Annotated in this window: 18 protein-coding genes and 1 pseudogene; 7 read left to right on the top strand and 12 right to left on the bottom strand. The window is 61.0% G+C overall.

Annotated elements, in window-relative coordinates:
- Positions 1–36 precede the first annotated feature (36 nt).
- A complete protein-coding gene (locus tag BCY78_RS19550) occupies positions 37–3,978 on the bottom strand; it encodes a non-ribosomal peptide synthetase (RefSeq protein ID WP_068305214.1) in 3,942 nt (1,313 codons plus the stop codon).
- A 389-nt stretch (positions 3,979–4,367) separates the two neighbouring features.
- On the opposite strand from BCY78_RS19550, the gene BCY78_RS19545 reads away from it, so the two are divergent.
- The 3 genes from BCY78_RS19545 to BCY78_RS19535 all read left to right on the top strand — a co-directional run bounded on the left by BCY78_RS19545 (position 4,368) and on the right by BCY78_RS19535 (position 9,565).
- Complete coding sequence (locus BCY78_RS19545) at positions 4,368–5,504, top strand: hypothetical protein (RefSeq protein ID WP_068305212.1); 1,137 nt, start codon at positions 4,368–4,370, stop codon at positions 5,502–5,504.
- Between the two features lie 105 nt (positions 5,505–5,609).
- Positions 5,610–6,923, top strand: coding sequence for a glycosyltransferase family 4 protein (locus BCY78_RS19540; protein ID WP_068305210.1), 1,314 nt, complete (start codon positions 5,610–5,612; stop codon positions 6,921–6,923).
- Complete coding sequence (locus tag BCY78_RS19535) at positions 6,920–9,565, top strand: calcium-binding protein (RefSeq protein WP_139103232.1); 2,646 nt, start codon at positions 6,920–6,922, stop codon at positions 9,563–9,565. Before BCY78_RS19540 ends, BCY78_RS19535 begins: the two co-directional genes overlap by 4 nt.
- A gap of 1,363 nt (positions 9,566–10,928) precedes the next feature.
- Here BCY78_RS19535 and BCY78_RS19530 read toward each other — a convergent pair.
- A complete protein-coding gene (locus BCY78_RS19530) occupies positions 10,929–11,594 on the bottom strand; it encodes an RES family NAD+ phosphorylase (protein ID WP_199523182.1) in 666 nt (221 codons plus the stop codon).
- Entirely contained in the window at positions 11,594–12,295 is a 702-nt protein-coding gene (locus BCY78_RS24765; protein WP_083195170.1) for a hypothetical protein, read from the bottom strand. The genes BCY78_RS19530 and BCY78_RS24765 overlap by 1 nt, the downstream gene beginning before the upstream one ends.
- A gap of 932 nt (positions 12,296–13,227) precedes the next feature.
- Between BCY78_RS24765 and BCY78_RS19520 the strand changes: the two genes are divergently transcribed.
- Entirely contained in the window at positions 13,228–13,560 is a 333-nt protein-coding gene (locus tag BCY78_RS19520; protein ID WP_068305206.1) for a hypothetical protein, read from the top strand.
- Positions 13,561–13,582: 22 nt separating this feature from the next.
- Here the strand turns inward: BCY78_RS19520 and BCY78_RS19515 are convergent, their stop codons facing one another.
- The gene (locus BCY78_RS19515; RefSeq protein ID WP_068305204.1) at positions 13,583–15,424 is read right to left on the bottom strand and encodes a hypothetical protein; all 1,842 of its coding nucleotides are present in this window, start codon (positions 15,422–15,424) and stop codon (positions 13,583–13,585) included.
- 341 nt (positions 15,425–15,765) lie between these two features.
- Positions 15,766–15,888, bottom strand: a complete 123-nt coding sequence (locus BCY78_RS26210; RefSeq protein WP_255403183.1) for a hypothetical protein — start codon at positions 15,886–15,888, stop codon at positions 15,766–15,768.
- Positions 15,889–16,079: 191 nt separating this feature from the next.
- Here BCY78_RS26210 and BCY78_RS19510 point away from each other — a divergent pair, with 191 nt between their 5' ends.
- From BCY78_RS19510 to BCY78_RS19500, 3 genes and pseudogenes are all read left to right on the top strand, one after another.
- Entirely contained in the window at positions 16,080–18,215 is a 2,136-nt protein-coding gene (locus tag BCY78_RS19510) for a M10 family metallopeptidase C-terminal domain-containing protein (RefSeq protein WP_068305203.1), read from the top strand.
- Positions 18,216–19,027: 812 nt separating this feature from the next.
- Positions 19,028–19,147: pseudogene (locus tag BCY78_RS25320) on the top strand (IS3 family transposase); the annotation flags it as partial.
- Positions 19,148–19,711: 564 nt separating this feature from the next.
- Positions 19,712–19,996 carry a hypothetical protein gene (locus BCY78_RS19500; RefSeq protein WP_068305199.1) on the top strand — a complete coding sequence of 95 codons (285 nt, stop codon included), beginning with the start codon at positions 19,712–19,714 and terminating at the stop codon, positions 19,994–19,996.
- A gap of 34 nt (positions 19,997–20,030) precedes the next feature.
- Here the strand turns inward: BCY78_RS19500 and BCY78_RS19495 are convergent, their stop codons facing one another.
- The 7 genes from BCY78_RS19495 to BCY78_RS24750 form a co-directional block, all read right to left on the bottom strand.
- Complete coding sequence (locus tag BCY78_RS19495; protein WP_068305197.1) at positions 20,031–20,468, bottom strand: type II toxin-antitoxin system VapC family toxin; 438 nt, start codon at positions 20,466–20,468, stop codon at positions 20,031–20,033.
- A complete protein-coding gene (locus tag BCY78_RS19490; RefSeq protein ID WP_068305195.1) occupies positions 20,468–20,704 on the bottom strand; it encodes a type II toxin-antitoxin system Phd/YefM family antitoxin in 237 nt (78 codons plus the stop codon). The genes BCY78_RS19495 and BCY78_RS19490 overlap by 1 nt, the downstream gene beginning before the upstream one ends.
- Before the next feature lie 495 nt (positions 20,705–21,199).
- On the bottom strand, positions 21,200–23,116 hold the full coding sequence (gene dxs / locus BCY78_RS19485) for a 1-deoxy-D-xylulose-5-phosphate synthase (RefSeq protein ID WP_068305193.1): 1,917 nt from the start codon (positions 23,114–23,116) through the stop codon (positions 21,200–21,202).
- 1,170 nt (positions 23,117–24,286) lie between these two features.
- Positions 24,287–24,679 (bottom strand): hypothetical protein, encoded by a 393-nt coding sequence (locus BCY78_RS19480; protein WP_139103231.1) that lies wholly within the window; start codon positions 24,677–24,679, stop codon positions 24,287–24,289.
- A gap of 106 nt (positions 24,680–24,785) precedes the next feature.
- Positions 24,786–25,076, bottom strand: a complete 291-nt coding sequence (locus BCY78_RS19475; protein ID WP_068305189.1) for a CcdB family protein — start codon at positions 25,074–25,076, stop codon at positions 24,786–24,788.
- Positions 25,064–25,318 (bottom strand): type II toxin-antitoxin system CcdA family antitoxin, encoded by a 255-nt coding sequence (locus tag BCY78_RS24755; protein WP_083195168.1) that lies wholly within the window; start codon positions 25,316–25,318, stop codon positions 25,064–25,066. The genes BCY78_RS19475 and BCY78_RS24755 overlap by 13 nt, the downstream gene beginning before the upstream one ends.
- A gap of 250 nt (positions 25,319–25,568) precedes the next feature.
- Positions 25,569–26,222, bottom strand: a complete 654-nt coding sequence (locus BCY78_RS24750; protein WP_158515962.1) for a polysaccharide deacetylase family protein — start codon at positions 26,220–26,222, stop codon at positions 25,569–25,571.
- Between the last annotated feature and the right edge of the window lie 360 nt (positions 26,223–26,582).

The following is a 26,582-nucleotide window of genomic DNA, read 5'->3' as shown; positions in this document are numbered from 1 at the left end:
CGCCTCCCGCGATTCTGGGGCGATTACCAGGCCGGATTACTGGGGCGAACCGAGATACAGCAGCGGGCGAAGATGCTGCGCAAGCTCGCTGACATAAGGCTCGTGCAGCATGCTCAGATGCGTGCCACCTGTCTCGATGAGCTGCACGCGATCCCCCACGACAACCCGCCATCCCAAAGCCGATGCAATACCTTCTGGGGTGTCCAACTCTTCCCCTGTCGCCCGGAACACGGTGATGTGCCCCGGGTAAGTCTCTGGCTGATAGGCTGAGATCGCGAGATCAATCGCGGCCTGATGCGCCGCAACATTACTTTTGACGAGAGGGAGATTGGGCGTCAGGCGGTGACGCGCAAAGCGCAGCCGAAACTTCTCAACGTGGAAACTGGCCTCATCTTGCCAACGGGCAACGCGATGACGAACAATGCCTGGGAAATCTCGGATCAGACGGCTCGCGTAATGACGGATACCCTTGCGGCGTCCCCGCCGCGGGCGGCCGCCAGGCCCGGAGGCATCCAGCATGAAGACCATGCTCACCTCACGCCCGGCCGCGATCAGCTGCTGCGCCAACTCATAGGCGATATACGCGCCCTGCGAGACGGCGATCAGTCGTATCGGCCCTTGCGGCTGGTGCCGGTCGATATTGGCACGATAGATCGCGGCAATATCGGGCAACGTCGTCGGCGCCTCAGCCTCCAGCAGGTCCAGTGTCAGCCCGATCACGGGCTGGTCGGGCCGCAGCATCTCCCCCAAGGGACGAAAAAACGCCCCTTGCTCACCCAAGATATGGATCGCGTACAGCGGCGGCAAATGCCCCTCCGGCTGGATGGACACCAGGCAATTGACCACCCCGCCATCAGGCCTTGAACCCGTCAGCTCAGCGGCGATCTGGCGCGGCGTCGGCCCCTGAAACAGCGTGGCCAGCGGCAGACGGCGACCGAAGTCACGCTCCAGCAAGCTCATCAACCGCACCGAGAGCAGCGAATGCCCTCCGAGGTCGAAAAAGCTCTCATCCGGACCGACGCGCTTGTGCCCCAGCAGTCCCGCAAAAATCGCCTGCACCTTGGCGGTCTCGGCATCGGCAGGGGCGACATCCGCGAGGGCATCGCCCTCAGCGCCACGATCAGGCCGCGGCAGGCGCGCGATGTCGATCTTGCCACTGGGCTTGCGCGGGAAATCCGTGACAGGAACAAGCTGCGGCAGCATGTAACCAGGCAGGGCCTCCCCCACCCGCGCCGTCAGCGCCGCGATATCCTCCGTGTCGATGAAGCGTACCCAGGCCAACAGGCGGGCCTGGTCACTGCCCGGACGATCAAGCCCCACGGCAGCCAGCATGACCGCCGGGTCGGCTTCGAGCGCCGCTTCGATCGCCCCCAGCTCGATCCGGTAGCCCCGCAATTTGATCTGCCGGTCGATCCGCCCGAGATAGGCCAAGGCCCCATCTTCGCGCCACGCCGCCTTGTCGCCCGTACGATACGAGGGGACAGGATCCACGCCCAGCGTCGACACGAAGACTTCGGCCGTCTGCTCGGGCATACCCAGATACCCGAGAGCCAATCCGGGACCACTGAGCCACAGCTCACCCGCCACCCCGTCCGGCGCAAGGCTGCCCTCGGGGGTGCGGATCTCGGCGCGCACATGGGCGACAGGAGCACCGATCGGCACTTCGCCTCCATCATAAGCCGGCGCATCGGTATCATAGAGTGTCGCCGTCACCGCGGCCTCGGTCGGGCCGTAACCATTGAGCCAGCGCAGGTCAGGATACATCTGCAGCCAGCGCGACAGAGCCTCCCCCGAGACCCGCTCGCCGCCGACAATCATCAGCCGCAGGCTATCAGGCAAGGGGACGACCCGGGGCGCCTCCGCCAGATCGGCCACGAGCACATGCCAAAAGGCCGTCGGCAGATTAGCCACACTAATCCGGTGAGCCTGCAACGTATTCAGCAAATGCGGCACCGATTGCGCCGTGGCATTATCCCGCAGGACAAGCCGCGCCCCGGCCAGCAGCGTCGGCACGATCTCCTCGATGGAGACATCAAAATTCAGGCTGGCAAATTGCAGGACGCGGTCCTCGGGCGTCAAACCAAAGGCGCGGATCATTGCGCTAGCATGATGCGTAAAGGCGCGGTGAGGCAGGACGACGCCCTTGGGCTTGCCAGTCGACCCCGAGGTGTAGATCACATAGGCCGGGCTCTCGGGGTCCAGGGGCGCACGTGGGGGCGGGCTGATGCTGAGGCCATCCAGAGACCTGTCGTCGACCCGCAGCACCGGGATCGCGCCTGCGGACAATCTCTCCGCCTGCCGCCGCTCGGCGAACAGCGCCGCGACCTTGGCCCGGCCCAACATGTCGTCCAGCGCCGCCGTCGGGAAATCCGGGTCCAACGGCAAGAAAGCAGCCTGTGCCTTCAACACGCCCAGCATTGCGGCGACAAATTCCGGCCCCCGAGGCAGCGCCAGCCCCACGATGTCACCTGGCCCAACCCCCTGCTCGCGCAAGCAAAACGCAAGGTGATTGGCCCGAGCATCAAGCCCGGCATAGGACAGGGTTTCTTCTCCCCCCACCGCCTCAAGCGCGGTCCAGTGCGGATGAGCCCTCACCACTGCCTCAAACCGGTCGATGACGCCACGGGTGTCCAGAGAGGAAGCATCCCCCCCAGCGCGGGCCCGGAGCCGCGCAACCTCGCCGTCAGCCAGCATGCACAGCGCCCCCAAGGGCACATCTTCTGCGTCAATCATCACCGACAGAAGGCGGACGAAATACTCAAAGAGCCGGCCTGCACCCTCGTCAGAAAGTCGACCCGGATCGTATTCCAAGCGCAAGAGCATGGCCGGATCATCATAAGCCGACAGCGTGAGCATGGTCGCCATCTGGCTGTATTCATCGACCTGCCGACGCTCCCCACCAACGCCCTTCATCTGTTCCGGCAAGGATCCTCGGTCGAACAGGACAATCGTATCGAACAAAGCCTGGCCTGACGGTAAATCGCAACGCTCTATAATCGCGTTCAACGGGACATGTTCATGAGGCCGGGTCGCCACCATGTCCGCCCGCAACTGGCGCAGCAAACCATCCAGCGTCTGATCCTTGAGACGCACACGCATAGGCAGCGTATTGATCTGGCAGCCTGCAATACGGCGCCCCTCGGGCAAAAGATGCCGCCCAGATCGCGTCATGCCGAACACGGCCTCATCGCGTCCAGAGCATCGGGCGAGGACCAGCCCCCAAGCCGCTGAAATCATCGCCGAGGCACTGACCCCGACGCGCTGCGCCCGCTCATGCAGCGCCAGGGACTGCGACGTCTTCAGGCGAGACGATAGCGTGCGCCGCTCCTGAGCATCGACCTCGTTTGACACCCCCCGCGCGAAAGCCGGCGCCAACTCATTCGGGCCGTCGAACCCGTCCAACAGCCATTCATAATAGGCCAGGGCTTTTGTGTGGTCGAGAGCCGCTACGGCACTGACATGATCGGCAAACCCTGGGCCTTCTTGCGACACAGGAGACAGAGCACGCCCAGATCGCCGGCCGTCGTAGAGATCGAAAAAATCCTCCAGAAGGACCCTGTAGCCATTCCCGTCGAGCATGGCGTGATGGAAGGTCCATACCATGGCACCCTGTTCAGACCCTCCCTCCAAAGCTGCGACACGCCATGCGGGCGCGCGCTCGACATCCAGGCCCGCCCGGCGATCCGCCTCGAGCCAGTCAGTCAAAGCCGTCTCGAACTCCCCTCCATGACCTGACCAGTCCTCCCGGGAAATCTGTGTCTCCACCTTGGGCCAAAAACACTGCCGCGGGCCCTCCGGGGAAAGAGGCTCGAGTGTTGAGCGCAAGACATCGTAGCGTTCCGCAAGCTCACGCCACGCCTGTTCCATCGCAGACATATCGAGCCCCTCATCACGGAAGCGCACGACAACCTGCAGCACATTCAACGATGGCTTCCCCGAGAGCACGCTCTCGTAGAGAAGACCGAGCTGGCTCGGCATCAAGGGCAGTGTCCGGACGCTCAAGAGGCTCCTACTCATCTACACGACATTACCGGTGCTGGCACCAACAGCACCGGGAGCAAGGAGAGACGTCCCCAAACCCTTTGGCCCAAACCCTCTGGACCAAGGGACTTGGGCGTCGAGAAAATGGCCCAGGTCAGTTGGCAGATCAAGTACTCACAAGCCCCTGGAGTTTGATCATCCCGTCCATAATTCAGCCATAAGTATCTCCGAATATTGCACCCAGATCCACCCAAGACAATTGGATCCACCCAACAGCCCCCTATGCGACCCTGAGAAAAAACAAGACAATCTTCCACACCACAAAACAAGGAACACCGGGACGCCTTGGCCGTCCTGCCACCTGCCACACCCCTCAAGGAGACAGGATGATGCCGCCCAAAACGCACAAAAAAGGTCCCACGGCGTCTGCCTCTCCCGCGCCACAACCAACCTCAGCCGTCTCACGCAGAGCCCTGATCGGCTCCGGCCTCTCTGCCATCGTCGCGACAACCGTCGGGCTCCCCACCCCAAGCCTCGCCCAACACTCAGCCTGGGGCCTGCGCGCCCCCTCCGGCACCAACGCGCGCAGTATCCACAGCGGCCACAGCCTGACCGATTCCTACATCCACACCGGCCCTTGGCCTGGGACGATCAGGCTCCTCGCAGAAAGCCTGGGGATAGACGATGTCGACACAAAATTCGTCAAATCGACGATCCCTGGCTCGCCTCTGGCCTGGCGGTGGCGCAATTCTGCGGGAGATCTCAGACCCACAGACCCTACGGCCGATGCGCGATGGCACATCCGTGATTTCGACACCCTGGTAATCACAGAAGGCGGCCCCCCGCCCCGCGTCGCACGCCCCTCCGACGCCCCCGGCATGAATGACGCGTTAGATTACCTCTGCAGATTTGCCGCAAACGCCCTGGAGAACGGCAATGGCGGAGAAGGCGCTCAAGACATCATTCTGTGGTCTATATGGCCATCGTTGGCGATGTGGCGCCCAGACCCCCCGAACTGGACAGAGAGCTGGCAGGAATTCGACAATTTCCGCGCCGCCTTGCCAGAATACGGCCGCAGCTTCCAGTTCATCGCGCAATACGCGACCTGGAAATTGCGCCCCTTCTACCCGAACCTGCCCGACATCTGGCAAGTCTGGGTCTTTCCCGGTCATCTGTGGATGGCCCGCCTGTGGGACGACCTCAGCGCCGGGACCGTCCCCGATCTTGCCCGGATGCAAGACCTTTTCCGAGATGACATCCACACCAATGACATCGGGGGATACGGGCTCGCCTGCCTGATGCTCACGGCCCTCTACCAACGAGACCTGCGCACCCAATCGCAGCTCTACAGACTACCCGAAGTCTCCTCGAACCTGCAGGACTACTTCACTCAAATCGCTTGGGAAATCACCACAACCTACGCCCCTGCAGGCATGGGGGGACAAGAGGCACGCGACGCGATCTGGGACCCCGACGAAATGGAGGACCCCCTCCCGAACTGGACACCCGCCGCCGCCCGTTAAGTGACCCCGAGGCAGGACCACACCCGAGACTACGCCTGTGCCTCAAAAGCCACAGGAAAGTCCCTCGCGGACAGCCCCTCCCCCTCTTTCAAGAAGGATCCCTCCGTGCCCAATGTCGAGCAAAGGCCCCGCGTCCTGCTGATCGCAGAAGCCGCAAACCCTGAATGGGTCAGCGTCCCGCTGATTGGCTGGTCCCTGTCACAAGCCCTGCTCGATGTCGCAGATGTCCATCTCGTCACACAGATCCGCAACCGGGAGGCTCTGCTCAGAGCCGGACTGGTGGAAGGACGAGATTTTACAGCCATCGACTCCGAAGCTTTGGCACGGCCCCTCTACAAGATCGGCGACCGCCTGCGGGGCGGGGCGGGAAAGGGATGGACGATCATCCAATTGGCCAACGCCCTCGCCTATCCCCTGTTCGAGCGTCTGATCTGGAAGAAATTCTCCAGAAGTCTCAAAGCGGGCGAATGGGACATCGTCCATCGCATCACCCCGCTCTCCCCAACGATCTCCAGCTCTCTGGCCCAAAAATGTGCCAGGATCGGCGTCCCCTTCATCCTCGGCCCTCTGAATGGGGGCGTCCCCTGGCCAAAGAGCTTCGACGCCGAGCGCCGGCGCGAGCGCGAGTGGCTGTCCTATGTGCGCTCCGCGTATCAGGCGCTGCCCGGTCGCCGGCGCACACTCCGCAATGCGGCCGCCATCCTTACGGGCAGTCGGCACACCGCCAGCGAAATCCCCAAGGCGCTGCACGATCGCAGGGTCATGCTCCCCGAGAACGCCGTCGACCCCTCGCGCTTCACCAAGCGTGCCGCGACGGATGGCAGCCAGCTGCGGGCCTGCTTCATTGGCAGAATGGTTCCCTACAAAGGGCCTGACATGCTGATCGAAGCCGCCGCCCCCTTGCTGCGCGAGGGTCGCATGCATCTCGACATGATTGGCGACGGCCCCCTCTTGCCCGAACTGAAGGCCCTCGCCGAAGCCCTCCAGGTGACGCAAGCCGTCACCTTCCATGGCTGGCTTGAACATCGCCATGTTCAAGATGTCGCCGCCACCTGCTCGGTGATGGCCCTGCCTTCAATTCGGGAATTCGGAGGCGGCGTGGTCGTCGAAGCCATGGCCATGGGCCTCCTGCCCGTGATCGTGGACTATGCAGGGCCGCCAGAACTGGTGACATCAGACACCGCCGTCAAAGTCCCGCTGGCCTCTCGAGAGGGGATCGTCGCAGGCTTCCGATCGGCCCTCACGGATCTGGCCGAGGCCCCGGACACCGCCACACGCATGGGCACCGCAGCCCGCGCGCGGGTGGAGCAGCACTTGACCTGGGCCGCGAAGGCACATCAAATTCGCGCGGTCTATGATTGGGTTCTGGGCAGGAAACCAAAACCAATCCTGTTTCCTGAGTTGGAAAACCACTCATGAAATACGTCCTTCTGATCGCTTTCTTTCTGTGTGCACCGCTCACACTGCAGGCCAGAGGCCTCTACGTGTTTGGAAACGCGCTCGTGCATGAGGATAGCGCTTCCCCCGAAACCAGTGTCCTCACCTGGCTTGCAAGGTTGGCAGCCGCCGCCGATGTGCCCCTCGAAGGCAATGGCCAAGGCGGAGATCTGAGCGAACAAGCCCGCTCCCTACCCCCTCAAACCGGCTGGCAGATCCCCGAGCTTGCACCCGTCTTGCAAACATCGTTCCGGCGCTCGGAGATAGACACCTTCATCCTGGCTTTGCCAGAAGGTGAGCCACAGATCGACGATCTCGCACGCCTCCTGAACTGGTCGCGGGGCCAACGGCGCCAGGCATCGTCTTGGCTCCTGGAGACGAGCACAGATCCTCACCGCGCGGAAACGTTGGCCGCAAACCTCTCCGCCCGCGCCAATGATCACCCGGTCGGGATCATTCCCGCAGCTCCTCTCGTGGCCAGCCTTTGGCAGACCGGACATCCCCTCGCCGGAACCCCCGCTCCGTCCCCTGCAGAGCGAGCCTGGTTGGCCGCTTTGGTCGTTTTTGCGACACTCTACGAGGCCCCCCTTCCCAGCCTGGCACTCCCCGCCTCGTTCTCCGCCGAGTTGCACGAGCGCCAAGCCACAATCTTGCAGCAGATCCGCAGCCAAAGCCACGCAACCCCTTCACCGCCACTCATCGAGGCACGCACCGTCGGCCTGCCCAGCTCGTCCTCTGCCCCCGAACTCACCCTACCCTCGAACTTGCACGCACCCACCTCTCCTGATCCGGCCCTCGCAATGGGATTGACCGGCATTAATGACTGGACTGTAGCACAGCCCTTCCTTGACGTGATGAAGACGGCACGGCCCTGGATCGGCCATCTGCCCGGGCAATGGGGAGGGATGACCTGGCAGGAGCTGGAAGCTGCCGGTGTCCTCGACCCTGACGGGTGGCCCCGATACCTGCCGGATACGCTGGATGCGCTCGAGACGCTGATCCTGACGGATCTCCCCGAGGACGCCGGACGCATCGCGGGCCGCTACAGGGTCACATGGGAAGGCGAGGGGCGCTTGGAAATCTCAGGCCGGGCCCGCAATGTCGTCGCCCGTGATGGTGCTCTATGGTTCGACTTCGCGCCTGGGGGGGGTGCGGTCGGCCTGCGCCTGACACGGATCGATCCTGCGCAACCTATCCGTTCGATTGTCGTTGTCCGGGAAGATCGGATTCCTCTTTACGAGCTGGGGGCCACCTTCAATCCGGATTGGATCGCCTTGCTGCACGGCCTGCGTATCATACGCTTCATGGACTGGATGCAGACCAATGGCTCCGAGCACGTGAGCTGGGAGGATAGACCCCGCCTGTCGGATTACACCTATGCCCGAAACGGCGCGCCCGTCGAAGTCATGGTCGAACTGGCCAATCTTCTTGCCGCCGATCCCTGGTTCACGCTTCCCCACGGGGCTGACGATGACTATGCCCGCGCCTTCGCCACACAGGTGCGCGACAGCCTCGATCCCCGCCTGCATGTCTATGCAGAATGGTCGAACGAAGTCTGGAACTTCATCTTCCCACAAGCACATTGGGCCGCAGAACAGGCACGCCTGCGATGGAATGTAGAAGGCGGCGATAGCTGGATGCAATTCGCAGGACTGCGCGCCGCACAGATCGCCGACATCTGGGCAAATGTGTTCACGCTGCACCCGGAGCGGCTGGTCCGTGTGCTCGGCGTCCAAACAGGATGGCTTGGTCTGGAAAGCCCTCTGATGGAGGCCCCACTCGCCGTCGCAGAAGGCCGACAGCCCCCTTGGCAATCCTTCGACGCCTATGCCGTCACCGGCTACTTCGGCCATGAAATCGGAGACGAAGCTCTCCTCCCGCAGCTGCATGATTGGCTACAGGCAGGCACCGCGACACAACACGTGACCGAGTTGCTGCGAGCGGGATCCCTCCACACCCTCCTGACAGAACAACTCCCCTATCATGCCAGGGTCGCTCGAGAGCATCAGTTGCGGTTGGTCATGTATGAAGGCGGCACTCATGTCGCAGGCTATGGGCCCACCGTGGATGACGACACGATCACCCGCTTCCTGATCGCCTACAATTACTCAACCGACATTGCCGGCCTCTATCGCGAGCTTCTTGAAGGCTGGCAAGCCGTCGGCGGAGAAGCCTTCAACGCCTTTGTTGAAGTCACCACACCGACCAAATGGGGGAGTTGGGGCGCGAGGCGGCATCTGGGCGACACCAACCCCCGCGCCGCCGTCCTCGACCAATGGAATGAGACCGCAGGAGCCCCTTGGGAAACCCGCAGCGAAGGGACATTCGAACCCGGTCAATGGCATCAAGGCACGGAAGGGCCGGATCAAATGGCGGGGCGCCCGGGACGCCGGGACGTCCTCCTGGCCGGAGCCGGCGACGACATCATCCAAGCCCAGATCGACAACCTCATCGACGGTGGCGACGGTGACGACACCGCACAGCTCCCAGGCTCGGCAACCCTCTGGGATATCCAACGAGAAGCGTCTCTCTACAGAGCCATCAGCGCACAAGGAACCATCACCTTGCGCCATGTCGAAAGTCTGACCTTCGAAGACGGAACCACACAGCGTCTGGAACCCTAGCCGGACGCCCCACGAGCTCTCGACACAGACATTGTGCCGCCACGCCCACCATGAGCCTTCGCAGACAGAAAATCCCGATACCCAAAGCTCACAGACACCGAAAACTTAGCCGCAGAAACAAATCTGGTGACACCGCCCAAGTCCATCGGTAGCACCTCAGGAGCCATCGCGATGGATCGCCGAAACACACAACGAGGCCAATCTTGCTAGCCTATATGCTGCTATGCTTGGGCGCCTTCTTCCTGGCGCTCCGCATCATGAACGCGCTCCCTCCGCATGATCCACCAAGACCTCAAAAAGACTTCTGGAGCCGCCTCCTGAGCAACCTGGCCTTGGCCTGCGGAGCGCTCGGCTTCCTGATTCTATGGCTGTGAGAGACGTCCGCGCCTCGGGCGATGCACGCTCGGGCGAAGCACGCCCTGAGGCCGCAGACCTACAAGACAGTGCCCACATGCGGCGCAGCAGAACATCATGGTGCTTGTGATGTCCCCATGGGGAAGAGATTTGTTGCGTGTCGAGCGTCATGCCATTTTGCCTCTATGAACCACGAAGTCAAAATCGATCAGCCCGGAAGAGATTTCGTCGGCTGGGCATCTAACCTGGCGGAAGGCACGCACACGCACCTAAGCAAGCCTCGAACGGGTCGTGCCCCTCGGCTTTGATGATGTCACCGCCTCCGACTGCGCATTTCGACGGCATCTGGGGATCAAGGTGGGCCTGCGAGCAGCCAAAGAGGCGAAAACAGATCACATTTGCGCCCGGGATAAATCCAGAAACTTCCGCAATCAGCGCAAATTAACACCCTGTTAACCAATCATTCTGGCCTTGTCAGGGAAGGCAGCGCAAGGCGTTGCAGCCCCCGACATCAGAACTGCATCTCGACGGGAGGATCTTCTTTGGCTGCTATTAAGAAACTTTGGGCATTCTGCACGGACGAATCTGGTGCCGTAACTGTGGATTGGGTCGTTCTAACCGCCGCCATCGTTGGCCTCGGCATTGCCGTCATCTCAAGTGTCCGCACCGGCACAAACGCCCTCGGCACAGAGATCTCAACGTCGCTGACCAACGCTTCCGTTGTGTCCCTCGGCACGTTGGGAACGAACGGAAGCACCGTCGTTGTTGTGGAGTAAAGTGTGCCTTGAGTTACCGGTACGAGTGAAGAAGGCCTCTCCCCTCAAGGAGGGGCCTTTTGCATTAAATGGTTCGGCAGATCATCCTCGCCGACCTGTCGGATCCTGTCGATGATCTTCCGTCAGGGTCGCACTTCGGCCAACTGCGGCTCCGACCAAGTCGTGAAGAACCAGGACACATGTCCAGCCGGGTCAGCGCTCCCGATGATTGCGCCCTGAAGCCCTATATATGGTCAGATGTCGACGTATTCGATCCCGATCATTTCCCCGATCGCGCGGATCTCGTCCTCGACCGAGGCCGCGCGTACCGGACGCGCTGGCGCAATCTCATCCAAGGTGTCGGGGCAGCGATCTCCGAAGAGCACCATCGCAAATTCAGGACCGCACTGGTACGAGGTGTAGAAAATCCCTTCCGCCCATCTCACATGGCTGTGGATGGCCTCCGCCCAGGCCCGTGTCGACGGATAGCGGAGCGTGCCGCCGCTGAGCAGCGCATTGCCCATTACCCCCACCGCGCGCTGCCCCAACGCGGTCAGGTCGACCAGCTGCAGGTCCCGCCTGGTCTGAATTGCAGAGTGCTGATAAGCCTCGAAGTCCTGTGGAGACACCACCGTCAGCGCGCCGGGGTCCGGGGCCGCATCTGGCGCGCGCAAGATGATCTCGCAGCTCGCACAACGAAAGGACTGACCGGCATAAATGGTCGGGATGATAGCGCCCCGCGCATCGCGGATCGGGGAGAAGCGCGCATTGCCGTGAGCCGTCTCGTTGAACTGACAGGACCCGTAATCGCCATGATGGATCCGGTGCAGCTCCGTGCCGGCTGGCAGCTCCCTGGAGAGCGGAGCTCGAAAGTTTCCCGGCGCCGGTTCCGCTATCTCAATGACGATCATTGCCGACATCAGCCATGCACCACTGGCTCGATAGCCCGCCGGAAAGCGTCGATGATCTCTGCATCTGCCTTCCCCAGGAGTTCCGCGGGCGCCCGCCCGAAATCGGCATGCTTGCGGCCCATCCAATAGCACAGACGGAAATTGCTCCATGCCTCTGGGCGAAGACGGTTGATCTCGCGGATCACCGGATAAATGCGCCCGTTCTCCACATCGAACTGAAAGAGCGGATAAGAAGGGCGTCCGTCCCGGTCAATGCGGATGAGCTCGCCGCGATCCTCCACGCGCCGCAGGGTCGCGGATGGGTTCGATTTCGACAGTCGCAGCAACTCGCATGCGTCAGCCTGATCGGCCATATCCAGCCCGGCCAGGAACTGCTCCTGTACCCGAACCCGGTTCAGCGCCGTCTTGACGGCAAGGTTGCGGCCAGAGGGAAGGCTCTCCCGGATCAGCCTGCGATAACCGTCGGCGAGCGCATCCAGCTCGAGCGAGAGGGCCGCTTCCGCCGCCTCAGCGAAACGGCTCGCCTTTTGGCGTTCAGGCAGGTGCTCCGGGCCCTCGAGATCCCCAACAAAAACCATAAGCATACCGCTTTGAGTGGCATGAACCTCGAGATGCTCGTAGCTCATGACGTGGCATGCGCCATAGGCACCTTCCGTCGCCTCAGCGACGATGGCAGTGACGTCCTCTTCAGTCTGCAAGAGGAAATGCATAAGCCGCTACCCCAGATATGATCTGTTATTTGTATAGCAAATATATCAATCTTTGTCCCATTTGCAAGAATCATGCCGCGGCCTGGAGCAGCGAAGCAACGCGCGACTTGATAGGTGCAAGGTCGGGCTCGAAGCCGTCATTTCGTTTCGAGCACGCTTCGGTCTTCCGAGTGCCTCTTACTGCAAAGGCCTCTCCCCTCAAGGGGGGCTTACGGTTTCCGGTGCACCCAGAGGTGTGTCTTCTCATCGACATGGCCGGCCATCCAGGTCCACACACCACGCAGCACCGCCAAAAGCCACATCAAAGAGCCTTCCGCTGGACACCGCGCTCATGACGGAGGCCTCGCAGCCACGCGGTGCGGCTGCAAGGGCACGCCCCAGCTGTAATCCGGCTCTCTTTCCGCGCCGCATAGAGGGGGCAAAGCAATGCTCAGCGGGTCGCTGACCAGACGGCAGCAGAAGCGGGACCGACATCGACGCCCGCGTCATGCGCATGATCGCGCCCCAAACCCAAACGGAGCAAAAGCGGCAGGACGGTCCTGCCCGTTGTGCGCCCCCGCCCAGGACCAAGACCCCGCTGCTTCCCGATCCGTCCGCCCCCGCAAACCGCCCGACCATAGAGGCCGGTTGGCATCAAAAAGGCTTGGCACTCGGTCAGATTCAGGCAATCCTCTCTGCACACGGCATGATATTCGAGAATGCCGGTTTCGACAGAATTTCTTTCACCGATTGCGTTGCCCGCGTTTGCTTCGCGGGATTGTTGCCGGTCTTTTGTTTTTTGATCCCGCTGAGATCCCGGCCCCTATTACGAACGGCCAGAAAGCAGAACCCCAACCCTCCGCAACCGGCCCTGCCTGAAGGCAGCAGGCCGGTCGGCCATCGCGATCCTCATTTCCTGACGGGTATCCCCCCGTAGGCACCAGAGGATAAACATGCAAACCACGGCCATTCTCATCGTGATCACCCTGCTCACCCTGATCGGCGATTACAGCATCAAGCTGGCATCAAACCATGCCTCGGGCCTCCGGGCGCCGGCCTTCTTCATCGGCGCTTTGCTCTACGGGATCCCGGCCATCGGCTGGTTCTTCCTGATGCGCTCCCATTCATTGGCCGAGATCGGAGTGTTCTACTCGGCAGCAACGTTGATCTTGCTGGCGGGTTTGGGCTTCTTTGTGTTCCGCGAGCCACTGGGCTGGCGCGAGATCGTCGGTCTCGGGCTGGCGCTGGCAGCAGTTCTAGTGATGCAAAGCGGCCCGAGGGAATGATCCCTCAAGCCACCCCAAACCGTCAGCGGCCGCCGCCCCGGGCACCACCAAGAATGCGTTTAGCCAGGCGCCCGAGTGGGGTCGACCGCTCAGCCTCGGCGCTGTCGACCCGCCGCTGAGCCAAGACCCGGCTGATCTCTGCTCGCAGGAGCTGCGCCAGTTCCAAATAGCAACTTCTCTGGAAGTGGTTCGCCGAAACTTCTTTGCTGCCATCAGCCACGCACGCGGAGAACGGAACAAACGATACATTGGGACATGCGCTCAAAGCGGCACGAACCTTTTTGTTGAGCTCCACCTTCGCCCTGTAGATCGGTCGGTCAATCATCTCCACGTTGTCGAAGGGCTCAACAATGATGACGGGTCGAGACGCAAGAACGATTTTCTCGGCAAGAGATGCCAAATCTTTCTCGAAAATCTCCGCAACAGAAGCGGCATCCACTTTCTCAAAATGCCCCGAGACCTGCCGGTAGTGAGACTCCTTCACAGCTCGCTGCGTCGAGATGGTCTCGAAAGGGAAGGACGTGAAATCCTCCTGATTGAAGCCGTCAATCGAAAGCGGAATGCACAGATTCGTCTCGATGCTCCGGTACAGTCCCGCAATAAATTCCTGAGAAAAGCTCCACACCAAGACATCGGATTTATTGTCGAAGAAAGTGCTTCCCAAAGCACTCACATCAATTCCCGCAAAATCCTCGGACAATCCGAGTTCCGCCAAGGAAGAAAGCCCTGCTTGACTGAGCTCATCAGCCAGGATCGTGTTTCTCACAAGCGGCAAAATCCCCCATCCCTGTTTGGGAAACTGGAACTCTTCCTCAATGTTGAAATAGGGCCGCAGATAATGACTTGATTGCGCCAACTCGCAAGGGCCGTGCAAACAAACCTGCACTTTCGGCTCGGTCTCAGATTCGGTATCGATCTCGGCATCATCGACAATCGTAATCCAATCCACCAGAGCCTTCGGCTGGATCGTTCCGGCAACCGGCCCAACCACCTTCAAACCGGGAAAGCCGATGTTCTGATAAACAAACTGCTCCACCCCCATGTTCAAAGCTCGACACGAGAACAAGAAGTGGTTCAAGACCCGCGGGCCTGCTATCTCATAGAAGCCACAGATACCGTAGAACCCAAAGCGATCGCGGACTTTCACATACCCGGCGTGGCGCGTATGCTCTCGGCGCACCTGGTCATGGTAAGCCGCACGGGCGAGGTTGATGTCTTCATCCCAGCGTTTCTTCGTGAAGTTCAGCTGATTTGTTCGGTTGACGAGATCATGAATCCGTTCGAAATTCTCATCAATATCAAAGTGAAACGAAACCTTGATGTCACAAGACCGCAGGAAATCCTCCGGGACTTCCGCCGCGGAAATCGCCTCCTGCTTCTCCTGTAGAACGCCATACCGAGAAAGACGGCTAAGGTCAGGGTCGGGCTTCCCCTGCATCTGAGGATGCGAAAGAAGCCCCCCGATAATAGCTTCATCCGCGACATTGATACCTTCAACGAGATCGCGCACTTCACCTCGATTAAAAGGATTGTCGTCGATGAACAAGACAGTTGGCGCGCGCAATCCCATCTGCTCAAGAACCGCAGAAATCATACCGGACTTGTTCGCATATGCAACGGTCGGGAACACAAACCATTTCCACAGATCTTCCGCGTCCAAACGCTCCTGGACACGGGAGAAATCATTCTTCGAGCAAATTGAAGAAACAATCCCTCGCGCCGCCAGCTCCTTGACGATTTCGATGTGTGCCGCGGGTATGGACACCTGTCCTTCTTCCAGCGTTCCATTCCAGAAAGTCTCATCCAGATCCCAGATAACGAGACGGATGTTTTCTGCAAAAACAGGTAGGGTCTGCTCACTCATCCACAATCAACCGCCGTTGCGGCTCCTCAAGCGTGATAACGGCACACCCTAACGACTGATCCCTTGAGGGTCCACCTCAGGGGCTCGCAAAATAGCAAGGCGCCACGAAGATACCGCAACTGATAGCGGAATCGCATATTGCAATGCCACATCGAACAGCACATTCGCAGCCCAGACCATAAGCGCGAGAGAGGGTGAGCAACCCTCTCTGACACCCGCAGCACCCTGCATCCGCTCATGACAGCGCGCGGGAACGGTTCGCCTCGACATATAGGCCAGCACAAAACGCGCGGCACCCACCGGGCAAGACACCATGTCCGCGTCGTTGCCCAGGCAGACCGTCAGCGGATCTGCACGGCGCCGAACAGTCTGAGCACTTTCGTGTCGATATCCTTGGCGGTCAGGCCGGCGACTTCGTACAAGGCGGACGAGGCCTGGTCGATGAACACATCGGGCAGCACCATCGAGCCGAACGTAGGGCCGCCACTCAACCCGCCAAAACCGTGGACAGCGTACACACAGCTCCGTAGATTCGCACCCCAAGCTCAGGCCGTAGCTATGGGCCATGTCTTGACAGCACAGATTACCACAGCCGTGAGACCCCCTCATGATCAGCCAGATCACTAGCCCTACCTCCGCACGGCAGGCGGGTTCCTTGGCCCGCGAAGTCATCGATGCGGCGGGTAACACCGGCACTGCCTACAGCCTTGCCATTGATGATTATTTCGACGGAGCGATCTCCAGTGCCGGTGATACCGACTGGGTTCGTGTCAGCCTGATCGCCGGGCAGACCTACGTGTTTGCCGTGCATGGCACGGGGGGGCCTTCTGTCGGGCTCTATGATACCTATCTTGGCATCTACAACGGCACTGGCACGCTGGTGGCGAGCAATGATGATCTCTCCCCGCAAGATCAGAACTATTTCTCCGCCGTCAGCTTCACCCCAACCACGTCGGGCGCCTTTTATCTGGGGGTAGAGAGCTATGGCTCCGAGACCGGCGACTACCGCATCATGGCCGCCGATGAGACATTCAACCTCGACCAGATCGCCAGCTATATGCTGGATCTCGATTGGGGCCAGCCTGCCCCTTGGGTCTTCGACGCAGGACCGGGCGATGTGATCACCGTCAATATCTCAGCCCTGACGCCCGAGGGCCAGCAGCTGGCGGCTTGGGCACTGGAGGCCTGGGGCATTGCCACGGGCATCACCTTCCAAGGCGTAACCAACGGTGGGCAGATCCTCTTTGACGACACCCAATCCGGCGCCTTTGCCGGCCCCAACAATGCCGATGCGCAAGGGTTCAGCAGCTCGGCCAGCGTCAATATCGGCACCGATTGGCTGAACGCCTACGGGGCAGAGATCAACAGCTACTCGCTGTCGACCTATCTCCACGAAATCGGCCATGCCCTGGGCTTGGGCCATGGCGGGCCCTATGACGGCAATGCCACCTACGGGCAGGACAATCTCTACGCCAATGACAGCTACCAGACCACGGTGATGAGCTATTTCAGCCCGACAGCGAACTCTGCGGTCACGGGCAGCTATTTCGAGCCGATCACCCCGATGCCCGCCGATTACATCGCAATGGAGCGCGCCTACGGGCTAGGGCAGGCCTATACCGGCAATACCACCTGGGGCGTGAACAGCAATGTGCCAGGCTATCTGGGCCAGGCCATGGGCTTCATGTTCGATGGCGATACGCCGGTTGCCGGCCTGTGGAATTCGGTAGGGTCAGATATCGGCTTCACCATCTTCGATACGGGTGGCACCGATACCTTCAACCTTTCCGGCATGAGCGCCAGCCAGAGCGTCGATCTGCGCCCCACCTATGCTTCCTCTGTGGCAGGGGGCACCAACAACGTGTGGATCGCGCGCGGCACGATCATCGAGAATGCACGCGGCGGAACCGGCAATGACGTGCTGATGGGCAACCATGTCGGCAACTTGCTGATCGGGAACACAGGCTCTGACCTCGTGGTCGGCCTTGGCGGCAATGACACGATGTGGGCCGGTGCCGGCGACAACGGCGATGACAGCGTCTTTGGCGGCGCGGGGGCCGATATCGCGGGCCTCGGCGGCGGCGATGACCTGGCCGTGGGCGATGGCTATTTCGACGGGGTCACCGCCTATGGCGAGACTTCCGACGACGGTCAGGACACGATCTACGCCGGCGCAGGCGACGATCTGGTGATCACCGGTGGCTATGATGGCTCTAGCGCGCCCACCTATGCCAGCGCCGGCAATGGCGCGATTGCCGCCAGCGTCACGGGCCGCGCGGCGGACACCGCCTTTACCGGTAAGGGCCGCGATATCCTTTATGGCGCGGACGGCAACGATGTGCTGGGAGGCGGATTCGATGCCGATTACGTGCATGGCGGGGGTGGCAATGACACAATTTACGCCGGCACCGGCAGCTTTGCCGACACGCTTGTAGGCGGCGACGGCAATGACCTGATCTACAACGGGGGCGGCAATGACAAGGTGTTCGGCGGGGCCGGCGCAGACGAGCTGTGGGGCGGCGCGGGGGACGATACACTCACCGGCGGGGCCGGGGCGGACACCTTCTGCTTCACACCCTCCAACGGCAGCGACGTCATCGTCGATTTCGAGAACGGCACCGATACCATCCTGATCGAGGATGTCTCAGGTGGCAGCGACGCGGAGCGCTTTGCCAACCTGTCGATCGACCAAATCGGCAGCGACGCCGTGATCTCCGTGGACGCGCTGAGCATCACGGTGCAGGGGGTGAATGCCTCTGCGCTCGATGCATCAGACTTCTATTTCCTCTGAGGGCGCATCGCTAGAAAATTGGCTCCGGCCATGTCCCACCAGCCAGAATGCATCACCGCATCGAAGACGTCTTCTTCCGACAGCAGCTACGCGACAGGGTCACCGAAGCCACCAACCCCACCCTCTTCACTCGCGATGCACGTCTCATCGTTGTCGAGCGTCAACCACCTTGTCCTGCGCCGTCAACCAAGTTGGCAGGTTCTGACCGCTGCGATCGGATTGGTTCGGTTGTCGTGTCCTCGCTGATGGTGTCGCGGGTGTCGGCTTTGAGATTGTTGCTGGACGTTGTCGGTCCGGCGTCAAGGCTGGTATATTCCGTATAGCAGGACCGGAGACGCGCGCCTGACGGACCCGCTGGGAGATGTCTTCGGGCTATGATTCTTGTGAATCAGGCCGCGACCCTCTGTTTCTCGCATGGCGCACAACAATGTCTTCCTCTGTGACGCCGTAGAGGAAAGCCGAAACAGGGGTCGTCCCGCGGCTTGTGTCGATCAATATTGCCACCAACATGTCGCGATCCTGGTCATTGAGATGCTGGAAATCGCGTAGGACAACATTCATAATGCCATCATCTGGCACGCGTTCGCGGAAGATAGTCGCGAGCGCCTTGGTTATGCTGGCGCGCTCGCGCAACTCCAGTACATGGGGTATGCGCTGGACCGTGATGGATCTGATGTAATCCGCAGCAGTCGTCTCATAGGACTGCGCTATCACATCAGCCAGAACCCCGGTCGAGCCAACCTCGTAAAAGTCGATCAAGCCGAGAATATAGGGGGTCTTGTCGACCCCGATGAAGGACAGCGGCGGCAAGCCCGCACTCATCACTCGGTTATCGGCCGCCAACGCCGGAGGTTGTGCAGTGGCCGGCTCCGCCATCCGGAGCCGCTTCGCCGGCCACGCCAGCCGTAGCGCCAGGACCCCTCATGCACTAAGATTGAAACCGGACCACTTCATTGGGGCAGGTCACGAACGGACTTGCAATTGGAAGCCTCTACGCTATCTACCTGACTAGCTCCAGGTGGCGGAACTTAATGGTTGAGACCAAGATCAACCAGAATGCTGTAGCTGCGCACCTCTCAAGAGGTCTGGAAACCCACGGTAAGGCGCATCCGCTTCAAGACGCAAAAAGCTCCCCGATGGGAGCTTTTTGTGCTTTCAGCCTTTCAATCGCCAGGTGTGGCCAAAATACCCGCACTGTTCCGATGAACCCCTGCTCCCGCGACAAGGAAAGAGATGGCGACGAGTATGACAAGGGGTGACAGCGTCGACGGTGAACGGCGAAGCAGACTGGCTGCCTCCGCCAAGCGATTCAGGCCCGCATTGGCATCGAGGTAGACCTTCAGCCGATCCGCGCAACGCCGAGAACCGAGAAGTGGCTCGGTTTGGCTGAACAGTTCCCGTGCGTTTCCTAAGTGGTTTTCCGCCTCGGTTACGCTGCGACCAGATCGGGCACCAGCGGGTTGAAGTCGGTTGATCGGACGTCCTGCCGTCAAGCGATGCATGGGGACGGCGCGGGGGACGATACACTCACCGGCGGGGCCGGGGCCGACACCTTCTGCTTCACCCCCTCCAACGGCAGCGACGTCATCGTCGATTTCGAGAACGGCACCGATACCATCCTGATCGAGGATGTCTCAGGTGGCAGCGACGCGGAGCGTTTTGCCAACCTGTCGATCGACCAAATCGGCAGCGACGCCGTGATCTCCGTGGGCGCGCCGAGCATCACGGTGCAGGGGGTGAATGCCTCTGCGCTCGATGCATCGGACTTCTATTTCCTCTGAGGGCGCATCAAAGGCAGGTTCAAGGCTACTCGGGTCAAGAAGGAGACAGCTCATCTTTCGGGGACGGTATCTGCCAGACCCGCCCTCTCCATCTCGACCAGCCATTGAGATCGTCGAAGGCGCTGTCGCTCGATACAAGCGGCAACCCCATATCAACAGCCGTCGCCCCGATCATACGGTCGAAGGGATCGGCGTGGTCCCATTCCATCGATCCAGCCAGCATTGCCATCACCAACGTATAGGGCGCGACCCTGAAACCGTTCGTGATGCATAAGCGATCAAGGTCAGGGGCAAAAGGCTCCATCTCAGGCCACCTGCCTTTGCGGACTCTCAACGTGATTTCATGAAGTGAGCAAGGCGGAACATAAACTGCACTCGCCTGCTCCATAGCATAGCGAGCCTCAGGGACGAGCTTGCTGGACCCGACCAGCCACCAGGCGAGAATCTGGGTGTCAACCACCAGCTCGGCCATCAAATGGCGCCCCACTCTCGCAGCTCATCCTCGGACATGGGTTCGGTGAAGTCGGGCACGCTCTCTTCAGGCACGAGGCCCGTCAGGGGACCAAAGCGCAAGCCAGCGGGCACGGCCATGGGCGTGATGCGCGCAACAGGGTGCCCGCCGCGAGCGAGGATGACATCCTCGCCACGCTCAGCCGCAGCAACAAGCTCAGATAACTTGGCCTTGGCCTCTGCGATATTCATCTGCATCGCCTAACCCCCCAATCATAGACCTGAACTTAGACTAAGTACAAACGATTTTCAACCGCTGCCCCAAGAGGGCAGCGCGATCTGTTTCCCGACAAAGCCACGCTCGAGGGTCTCGCCTCTCATCTTGGGCTGGAGCCCTCAGACTATGGCCGCACCTTACACTCGAAGGATGGACTGTTCCGCGTCGTCGCAATCAATACCAACCGGCCCAAATGCCCCACCAAGGCTGAACGCGCCCCGGATGGGCAGGGCTTCAAGTTCCCTGCCGACACCCGCGCCCTCTTCACGGGCGATGACCATTGATGATCTACCGCCCGCTTCAGGTGGCGGAACATGCCGGTTGAAACCACGGTCAACCAGAATGCTGTAGCTGCACACCTCTCAAGAGGTTCGACAAACCACGGTAAGGGTGCCTGCTCCAATACGCAAAGAACTCCCGACGGCAGGCCCCCTCAGCCAAGCGATTCCGGCCCGCATTGGCATCGAGGCAGACCTTCAGCCGATCCGCGCCACGCCGAGGAGGGTGAGAACCTTCGTCTCGATATCCTTGGCGGTCAGCCCGGCGGCCTCGTACATCTGATCGGGCGAGGCCTGATCGATGAACACATCGGGCAGCACCATCGAGCGGAACTTGAAGCCCGTGTCGAACACGCCCTCTTCCGACAGCAGATGCGCGACATGGCTGCCGAAGCCGCCGACCGCGCCCTCTTCGATGGTGATCAGCGCCTCGTGATCGGCGGCCAGTTTCAGGATCAGATCGCGGTCCAGCGGCTTGGCGAAGCGGGCGTCGGCGACGGTGGGCGTGATGCCCTTGGCCTCCAGCGCCTCGGCGGCCTTCATCACCTCGGCCAGACGGGTCCCGAAGGACAGGATCGCCACGCGCTGGCCCTCCTGGATCATCCGGCCTTTGCCGATCTCCAGGGGCGTGCCACGTTCGGGCATCTCCAGACCGACGCCTTCACCGCGCGGGAAGCGGAAGGCGATGGGGCCCTCGTCATGCGCGGCGGCGGTGGCGACCATATGCACCAGCTCGGCCTCGTCGGCGGCGGCCATCACCACCATGTTCGGCAGGTTGGCAAGGAAGGCCGCGTCGAAGCTGCCGGCATGGGTCGCGCCATCGGCGCCCACCAGACCGGCGCGGTCGATGGCGAAGCGGACGGGCAGGTTCTGCAGGGCGACGTCATGGACGACTTGGTCATAGCCACGCTGCAGGAAGGTCGAATACATCGCGCAGAAGGGCTTCAGCCCTCCGGCGGCGAGGGCGGCACAGAAGGTGACGCCATGCTGCTCGGCGATGCCCACGTCGAAGGTGCGATTGGGGAACCGCTCGGCGAACAGGTTGAGGCCCGTGCCATCCGGCATGGCAGCGGTGACCGCGACGATCTTGTCGTCGGCCTCACCCAGCTTGATCAGCGATTGCGCGAAGACCTTGGTGTAGCTCGGCGCATTGGACGGCGCCTTGTGCTGCTTGCCGCTGATCACGTCGAACTTGGCGGTCGCGTGGCCCTTGTCGGCAGCCATCTCGGCGGGGCGATAGCCCTTGCCCTTCTTGGTCAGCACATGGATCAGCGTCGGCCCGGTGGCGCGCGCATGCAGCGTGCGCAGGACGGACATCAGCCCCTCCATGTCATGCCCGTCGATCGGGCCGACATAGTGGAAGCCCAGCTCCTCGAACATCGTGCCGCCGACGGCCATATGCTTGAGCATGTCCTTGGCCCGCTTGGCGCCTTCCTGCAGCGGCGAGGGCAAGAGGCCGAGCGCGCCCTTGGCGGCGGCCTTGAGGTCCTGCAGCGGCTTCTCGGCATAGAGGCGGGACAGATAGGACGACAGCGCGCCGGTGGGGGGCGCGATCGACATCTCGTTGTCGTTGAGGATCACGAAGAGGCGCTTGCCGAGGTGGCCGGCGTTGTTCATCGCCTCGAAGGCCATGCCGGCGGACATCGAGCCGTCGCCGATCACCGCGATGGCGTCGCCCAGAGCCGGGTCCGGGGTGCCGCCGAGGTCATGCGCGACCTTGAAGCCCACAGCCGCCGAGATCGAGGTCGAGCTATGCGCGGCACCAAAGGGATCGTAGGGCGATTCCGAGCGTTTGGTGAAGCCCGAGAGCCCGTCCTTCATCCGCAGGGTGCGGATGCGGTCGCGGCGGCCGGTGAGGATCTTGTGCGGATAGGATTGGTGCGAGACGTCCCAGATCAGCCGGTCGCGCGGCGTGTCGAACACCGCATGCAGCGCGACGGTCAGCTCCACCACGCCCAGACCCGCGCCCAGATGGCCGCCGGTTTCCGACACGGCGCTGATCGTCTCGGCCCGCAGCTCGTCCGCGACCTGTTTCAGCTGCGCATCCGAAAGGCGCTTCAGGTCGGCCGGGCTATGCACGCGATCAAGCAGCGGCGTGGTAGGGTGAGTATTCACGGGGAAGCGTTCCTTTTTGCTTGGACCTCATACTCAACAGCTCTCGCCTTCTACCCATTCCCAAAGCGCAGGCAACACTCCGTCCACCATGCCCAGATCCTCCTGAACGCGCAGCACCTCGACAGCCAGGACATGGGCTCACCCCCATCCCATCAAGGACGCCTCGGCTTGGCCTCAGGAGGAGGAGAAACCCTACGCGGACAGCAGATAATCAGCAGCGCCCCATGCCTCAAAGATCGAACCAAATGTCATACAATCAAGAAGGCATCCGCCCTTATGATCGCCTAACAAGAGAAAAATTCCATAACCCCTTATTAAACAATCTTTTTACCACCCGAGTCACCCTGCCCATCAAGATGCAGACTGGTCGTCCAAGGGGAGGAAGACGGTCCCGCACCGAGCACACCCCCTCCCTTCTGGTTGGCATGATGTCACGACGCCTGATGCGCACCTCCACCTCAACAGCGCTCGCTTTGGCAACACAGCCGGAGACAAGCTGACACGACGCGCAAGGCTTGCTCAGATGCCAATACCGCAGGTGGTGAAACTCCACGACGGTGGTCTCGTCGGGAGTGCGACATCTGCCGCCAACAGTATGCGCACATGCCGGGCGCAAGGAAGGTGACCTTGGCTTTCGCCGCGTCCAACAGAAAGACGGGCAGTCGCATGTTCAGCGACGCGGCCTTGGGCTCGATCTCGAACAGCATCGGCCTGAACCCGGACAGATCCACCGTATCCCCGAAGTACTCCGCCCCTCATCGTTGCGCCCGGGCGTGAAGAGCACACAAGAACACGCAGATTTTGCAGACGCTCCGTTAATTATTTCATTTTAGGTGCCTTCCCCATGAACGCCAAGTAGCTTGGGTCGCGGTCAGTGGCGAGGGCGTCCGACCGGTGGAAGACCGCTTTTGATTCCTTCACTTGAGCCAAGAGACCGGCTAGCGCAAACCCTGCAGGACCCGCTTCTATTCCTTGTGAAACAACGAACGTGTTCAGGTTGAATAGGATGTCATCGCCCGGCTGGAACTCGAACAAGCCTCGAACCGCCCCACCTCGAAATTTCCCAACAGTCTCCCGTCGGTCGTACGCGGAGGCGATCTCACATTCATAAATCTTGATCAAACTGCCGTATACATAGCCAACCGAGCCGCAACGGATTTCTGCCGCGTTTCAGCCGTGATCCGAGAACGTCTGTAGCGCTGAAATAAGCCACCGTCCGTTCAGATTCTGCGCCATCCACTCGGCCTGTTCATCCCAGATTTTGAAGAATAGCGCCCGGGCCTTCGGCGTGTGAGATGTGTCTCGGCGGAGGCAGGATATGGCCAAGGCATGCCAAAGGAGAATCTCAGGCCGTTCGGCGTGCGCCTGCCTGAGCATGAGCAACTGGTTCTCCATCGAGCGCCTGTTACCTGGCGGCGCGTGCTCCGGATGGCCACAGGTTCTTTCGAAGGCTTCAGACACGTTGAAGTGCTTCAGGGACGGCATCAGGTCTCTGTGCTCCCGTTGTCGCGGGAAACGGAAACGAACTTTGTCGACAAGCTCAGTCAAATCCAGGCGCCTCATGAATGCTGCCGCATTGCCGCCGGGGGCGCTGGCCTCCAGGGGCAATGAAGCAGCACCAAACCACGACGCGGAAGGATATGTCCGCAATCCGTGTTGGGTGTGCAGACTAAACGCCTGACATGAGGATATCGACGGCTCTCGTGACGCGATCACCTTGATCGCCGACTGTTCCGCTTCGGCGCAAACTCTCGCGCCGAACAGCCGCGATCAGCCTCGTGGCAAGGATCAGCCGCTTGCCGTTATGCCGGATTTCGGGGTTTAGCTTCAGCACCGCAGGGTAGTCTGCCAGAAGTGGGATGACGACGACTGCCGGGTCGGGTGGCAGAAGTTCGCTTTCCACCACAACCATGAGGACGCCGTTGTATTCCGCGACATCGAAACGGCTCAACTCCTCCACGAGGACCCTCCTGGGGCCGCGATGATATCAGCCAGAGGGTGCCCATTTCGCGCATGCCAGTCCGACTGGGCAGCGAACGCATCCGCATTGTCGGCAAGCCATTTTTCGCGGCGTGCGGCAGCGACGGCCTTGATCAATGCCGCCTCGGCGACGGCGGAAACATTGACCCCGAGCTCTTTTGCAACGTCGAGCGCTTCGGCATTGAGGCTCAAAGACGTCTTGCGGCGAGTTTGGGATACCATGCGATCATACTCCCCTGTGATACCCCCATTATGTACCGCCTCTGCTCTGACGCAAGGCCTCTAACGCTGACGCCTGCAGGCAGCCAACACGGTTTGCGGACATCTTCACGCGGAAAGCTCAGGTGAGACGTCGTGATTTCTACCGGTTGAGCGTCGACTGAAGTATGTCTTGGCCTTGGCGACCAGGCGGTAGCGGTCAATCATTCCTCATCATCGCCTCCCATCTGCTATAGGCAGCGGCCTGTTGGGATTACTCCGAGCGCGCCTCTCTATTTTCCGGCTTATGTCGTGGTTGAGGGACGATTCCTCCACATCTTAGCAATTCAGACACGGATACGGACGAAAGCCCTCTGGCCGCGAGCGCAGCAATAGCTGCGGCACTCCCGACCACGCTTGAAGCTATTGTGTCATGCGCCAGGACGACATCTCCGCTGGAAACGCCCTCAATCATACGCGATGCAATAACTTCACTATCGTCGTCTCGCCAATCCTTCGCATCAATGGACCAATAGCACGGCATGAGGTCGTAGTTGTTGTGTATCACCCCAAGTTGGCTGTCAGTCAGACGCCCATGAGGAGCCCGGAAAAGCTTGGGTGTCACGCCGCAAATATCGAGCACCATGTGCTGCGTGAGCGTGATCTCTCGCATCATCTCTGCAACGGAGAGCTTGACCAAGTACCGGTGAGAGTAGGTATGATTCCCGATCTCATGGCCGTCTGCGGCGATCGCGCGAAGCAGGTCTGCATACCGAAGGGCCTTTTCGCCGACCACGAAGAATGTTGCTCGTGCCCGATGACGACGTAAGGCGGATAGGATGAAAGGCGTTAGCTCGGGGTCCGGCCCGTCATCAAAGGTGAACGAATATAATGGCTGAGCTGTGTCGACCCGAAGAACCTGATGCACGATGCCACCTATGGTCAGGGGGGGAAGGCTAGCGCGCAGCCAGTGCGGGAGTCGCAGGCGCGGAAAGTGTGATCGCTTCAGCGAGAGCCGTAGAACCAAAGGTCTTCATCGCAATCTCCTTGAATAACAAAGTGGGTCTGCAGGACCCCTCAATCGAGGGCGCCGATGCACAGGACCCATTGTGGACAAGCGGCCTCTATCAGCCTCCGTGTCAGCGGATGATCATCGCGGAGGTACCATCATCGATGCAGGCTCCGGAATTCCCGGCTTGCGCATAGCTCACCCAAATCATCTGCCGCGGCGCAAGGATCGTCAGGCCGTCGCAAAGCCCGTTTGCCCCTTCCGGTGAGCCCTTCTCGA

The organism is Pararhodobacter sp. CCB-MM2 (assembly GCF_001691415.1).
Classification (GTDB): Bacteria; Pseudomonadota; Alphaproteobacteria; order Rhodobacterales; family Rhodobacteraceae; genus Pararhodobacter.
Note: the sequence above shows the minus strand (reverse complement) of the source record. Positions and strands in the feature narration are given on the sequence as shown.

Excerpts from the sequence above, each read along its gene's own strand:
- BCY78_RS19550 (WP_068305214.1), bottom strand. The coding sequence starts at position 3,978 with ATGCCGAGCCAGCTCGGTCTTCTCTACGAGAGCGTGCTCTCGGGGAAG.
- BCY78_RS19545 (WP_068305212.1), top strand. The coding sequence starts at position 4,368 with ATGATGCCGCCCAAAACGCACAAAAAAGGTCCCACGGCGTCTGCCTCT.
- BCY78_RS19535 (WP_139103232.1), top strand. The coding sequence starts at position 6,920 with ATGAAATACGTCCTTCTGATCGCTTTCTTTCTGTGTGCACCGCTCACA.
- BCY78_RS19530 (WP_199523182.1), bottom strand. The coding sequence starts at position 11,594 with ATGTCGGCAATGATCGTCATTGAGATAGCGGAACCGGCGCCGGGAAAC.
- BCY78_RS24765 (WP_083195170.1), bottom strand. The coding sequence starts at position 12,295 with ATGCATTTCCTCTTGCAGACTGAAGAGGACGTCACTGCCATCGTCGCT.
- BCY78_RS19520 (WP_068305206.1), top strand. The coding sequence starts at position 13,228 with ATGCAAACCACGGCCATTCTCATCGTGATCACCCTGCTCACCCTGATC.
- BCY78_RS19515 (WP_068305204.1), bottom strand. The coding sequence starts at position 15,424 with ATGAGTGAGCAGACCCTACCTGTTTTTGCAGAAAACATCCGTCTCGTT.
- BCY78_RS26210 (WP_255403183.1), bottom strand. The coding sequence starts at position 15,888 with ATGGTGCTGCCCGATGTGTTCATCGACCAGGCCTCGTCCGCCTTGTAC.
- BCY78_RS19500 (WP_068305199.1), top strand. The coding sequence starts at position 19,712 with ATGCATGGGGACGGCGCGGGGGACGATACACTCACCGGCGGGGCCGGG.
- BCY78_RS19495 (WP_068305197.1), bottom strand. The coding sequence starts at position 20,468 with ATGGCCGAGCTGGTGGTTGACACCCAGATTCTCGCCTGGTGGCTGGTC.
- BCY78_RS19490 (WP_068305195.1), bottom strand. The coding sequence starts at position 20,704 with ATGCAGATGAATATCGCAGAGGCCAAGGCCAAGTTATCTGAGCTTGTT.
- BCY78_RS19480 (WP_139103231.1), bottom strand. The coding sequence starts at position 24,679 with ATGAGGCGCCTGGATTTGACTGAGCTTGTCGACAAAGTTCGTTTCCGT.
- BCY78_RS24755 (WP_083195168.1), bottom strand. The coding sequence starts at position 25,318 with ATGGTATCCCAAACTCGCCGCAAGACGTCTTTGAGCCTCAATGCCGAA.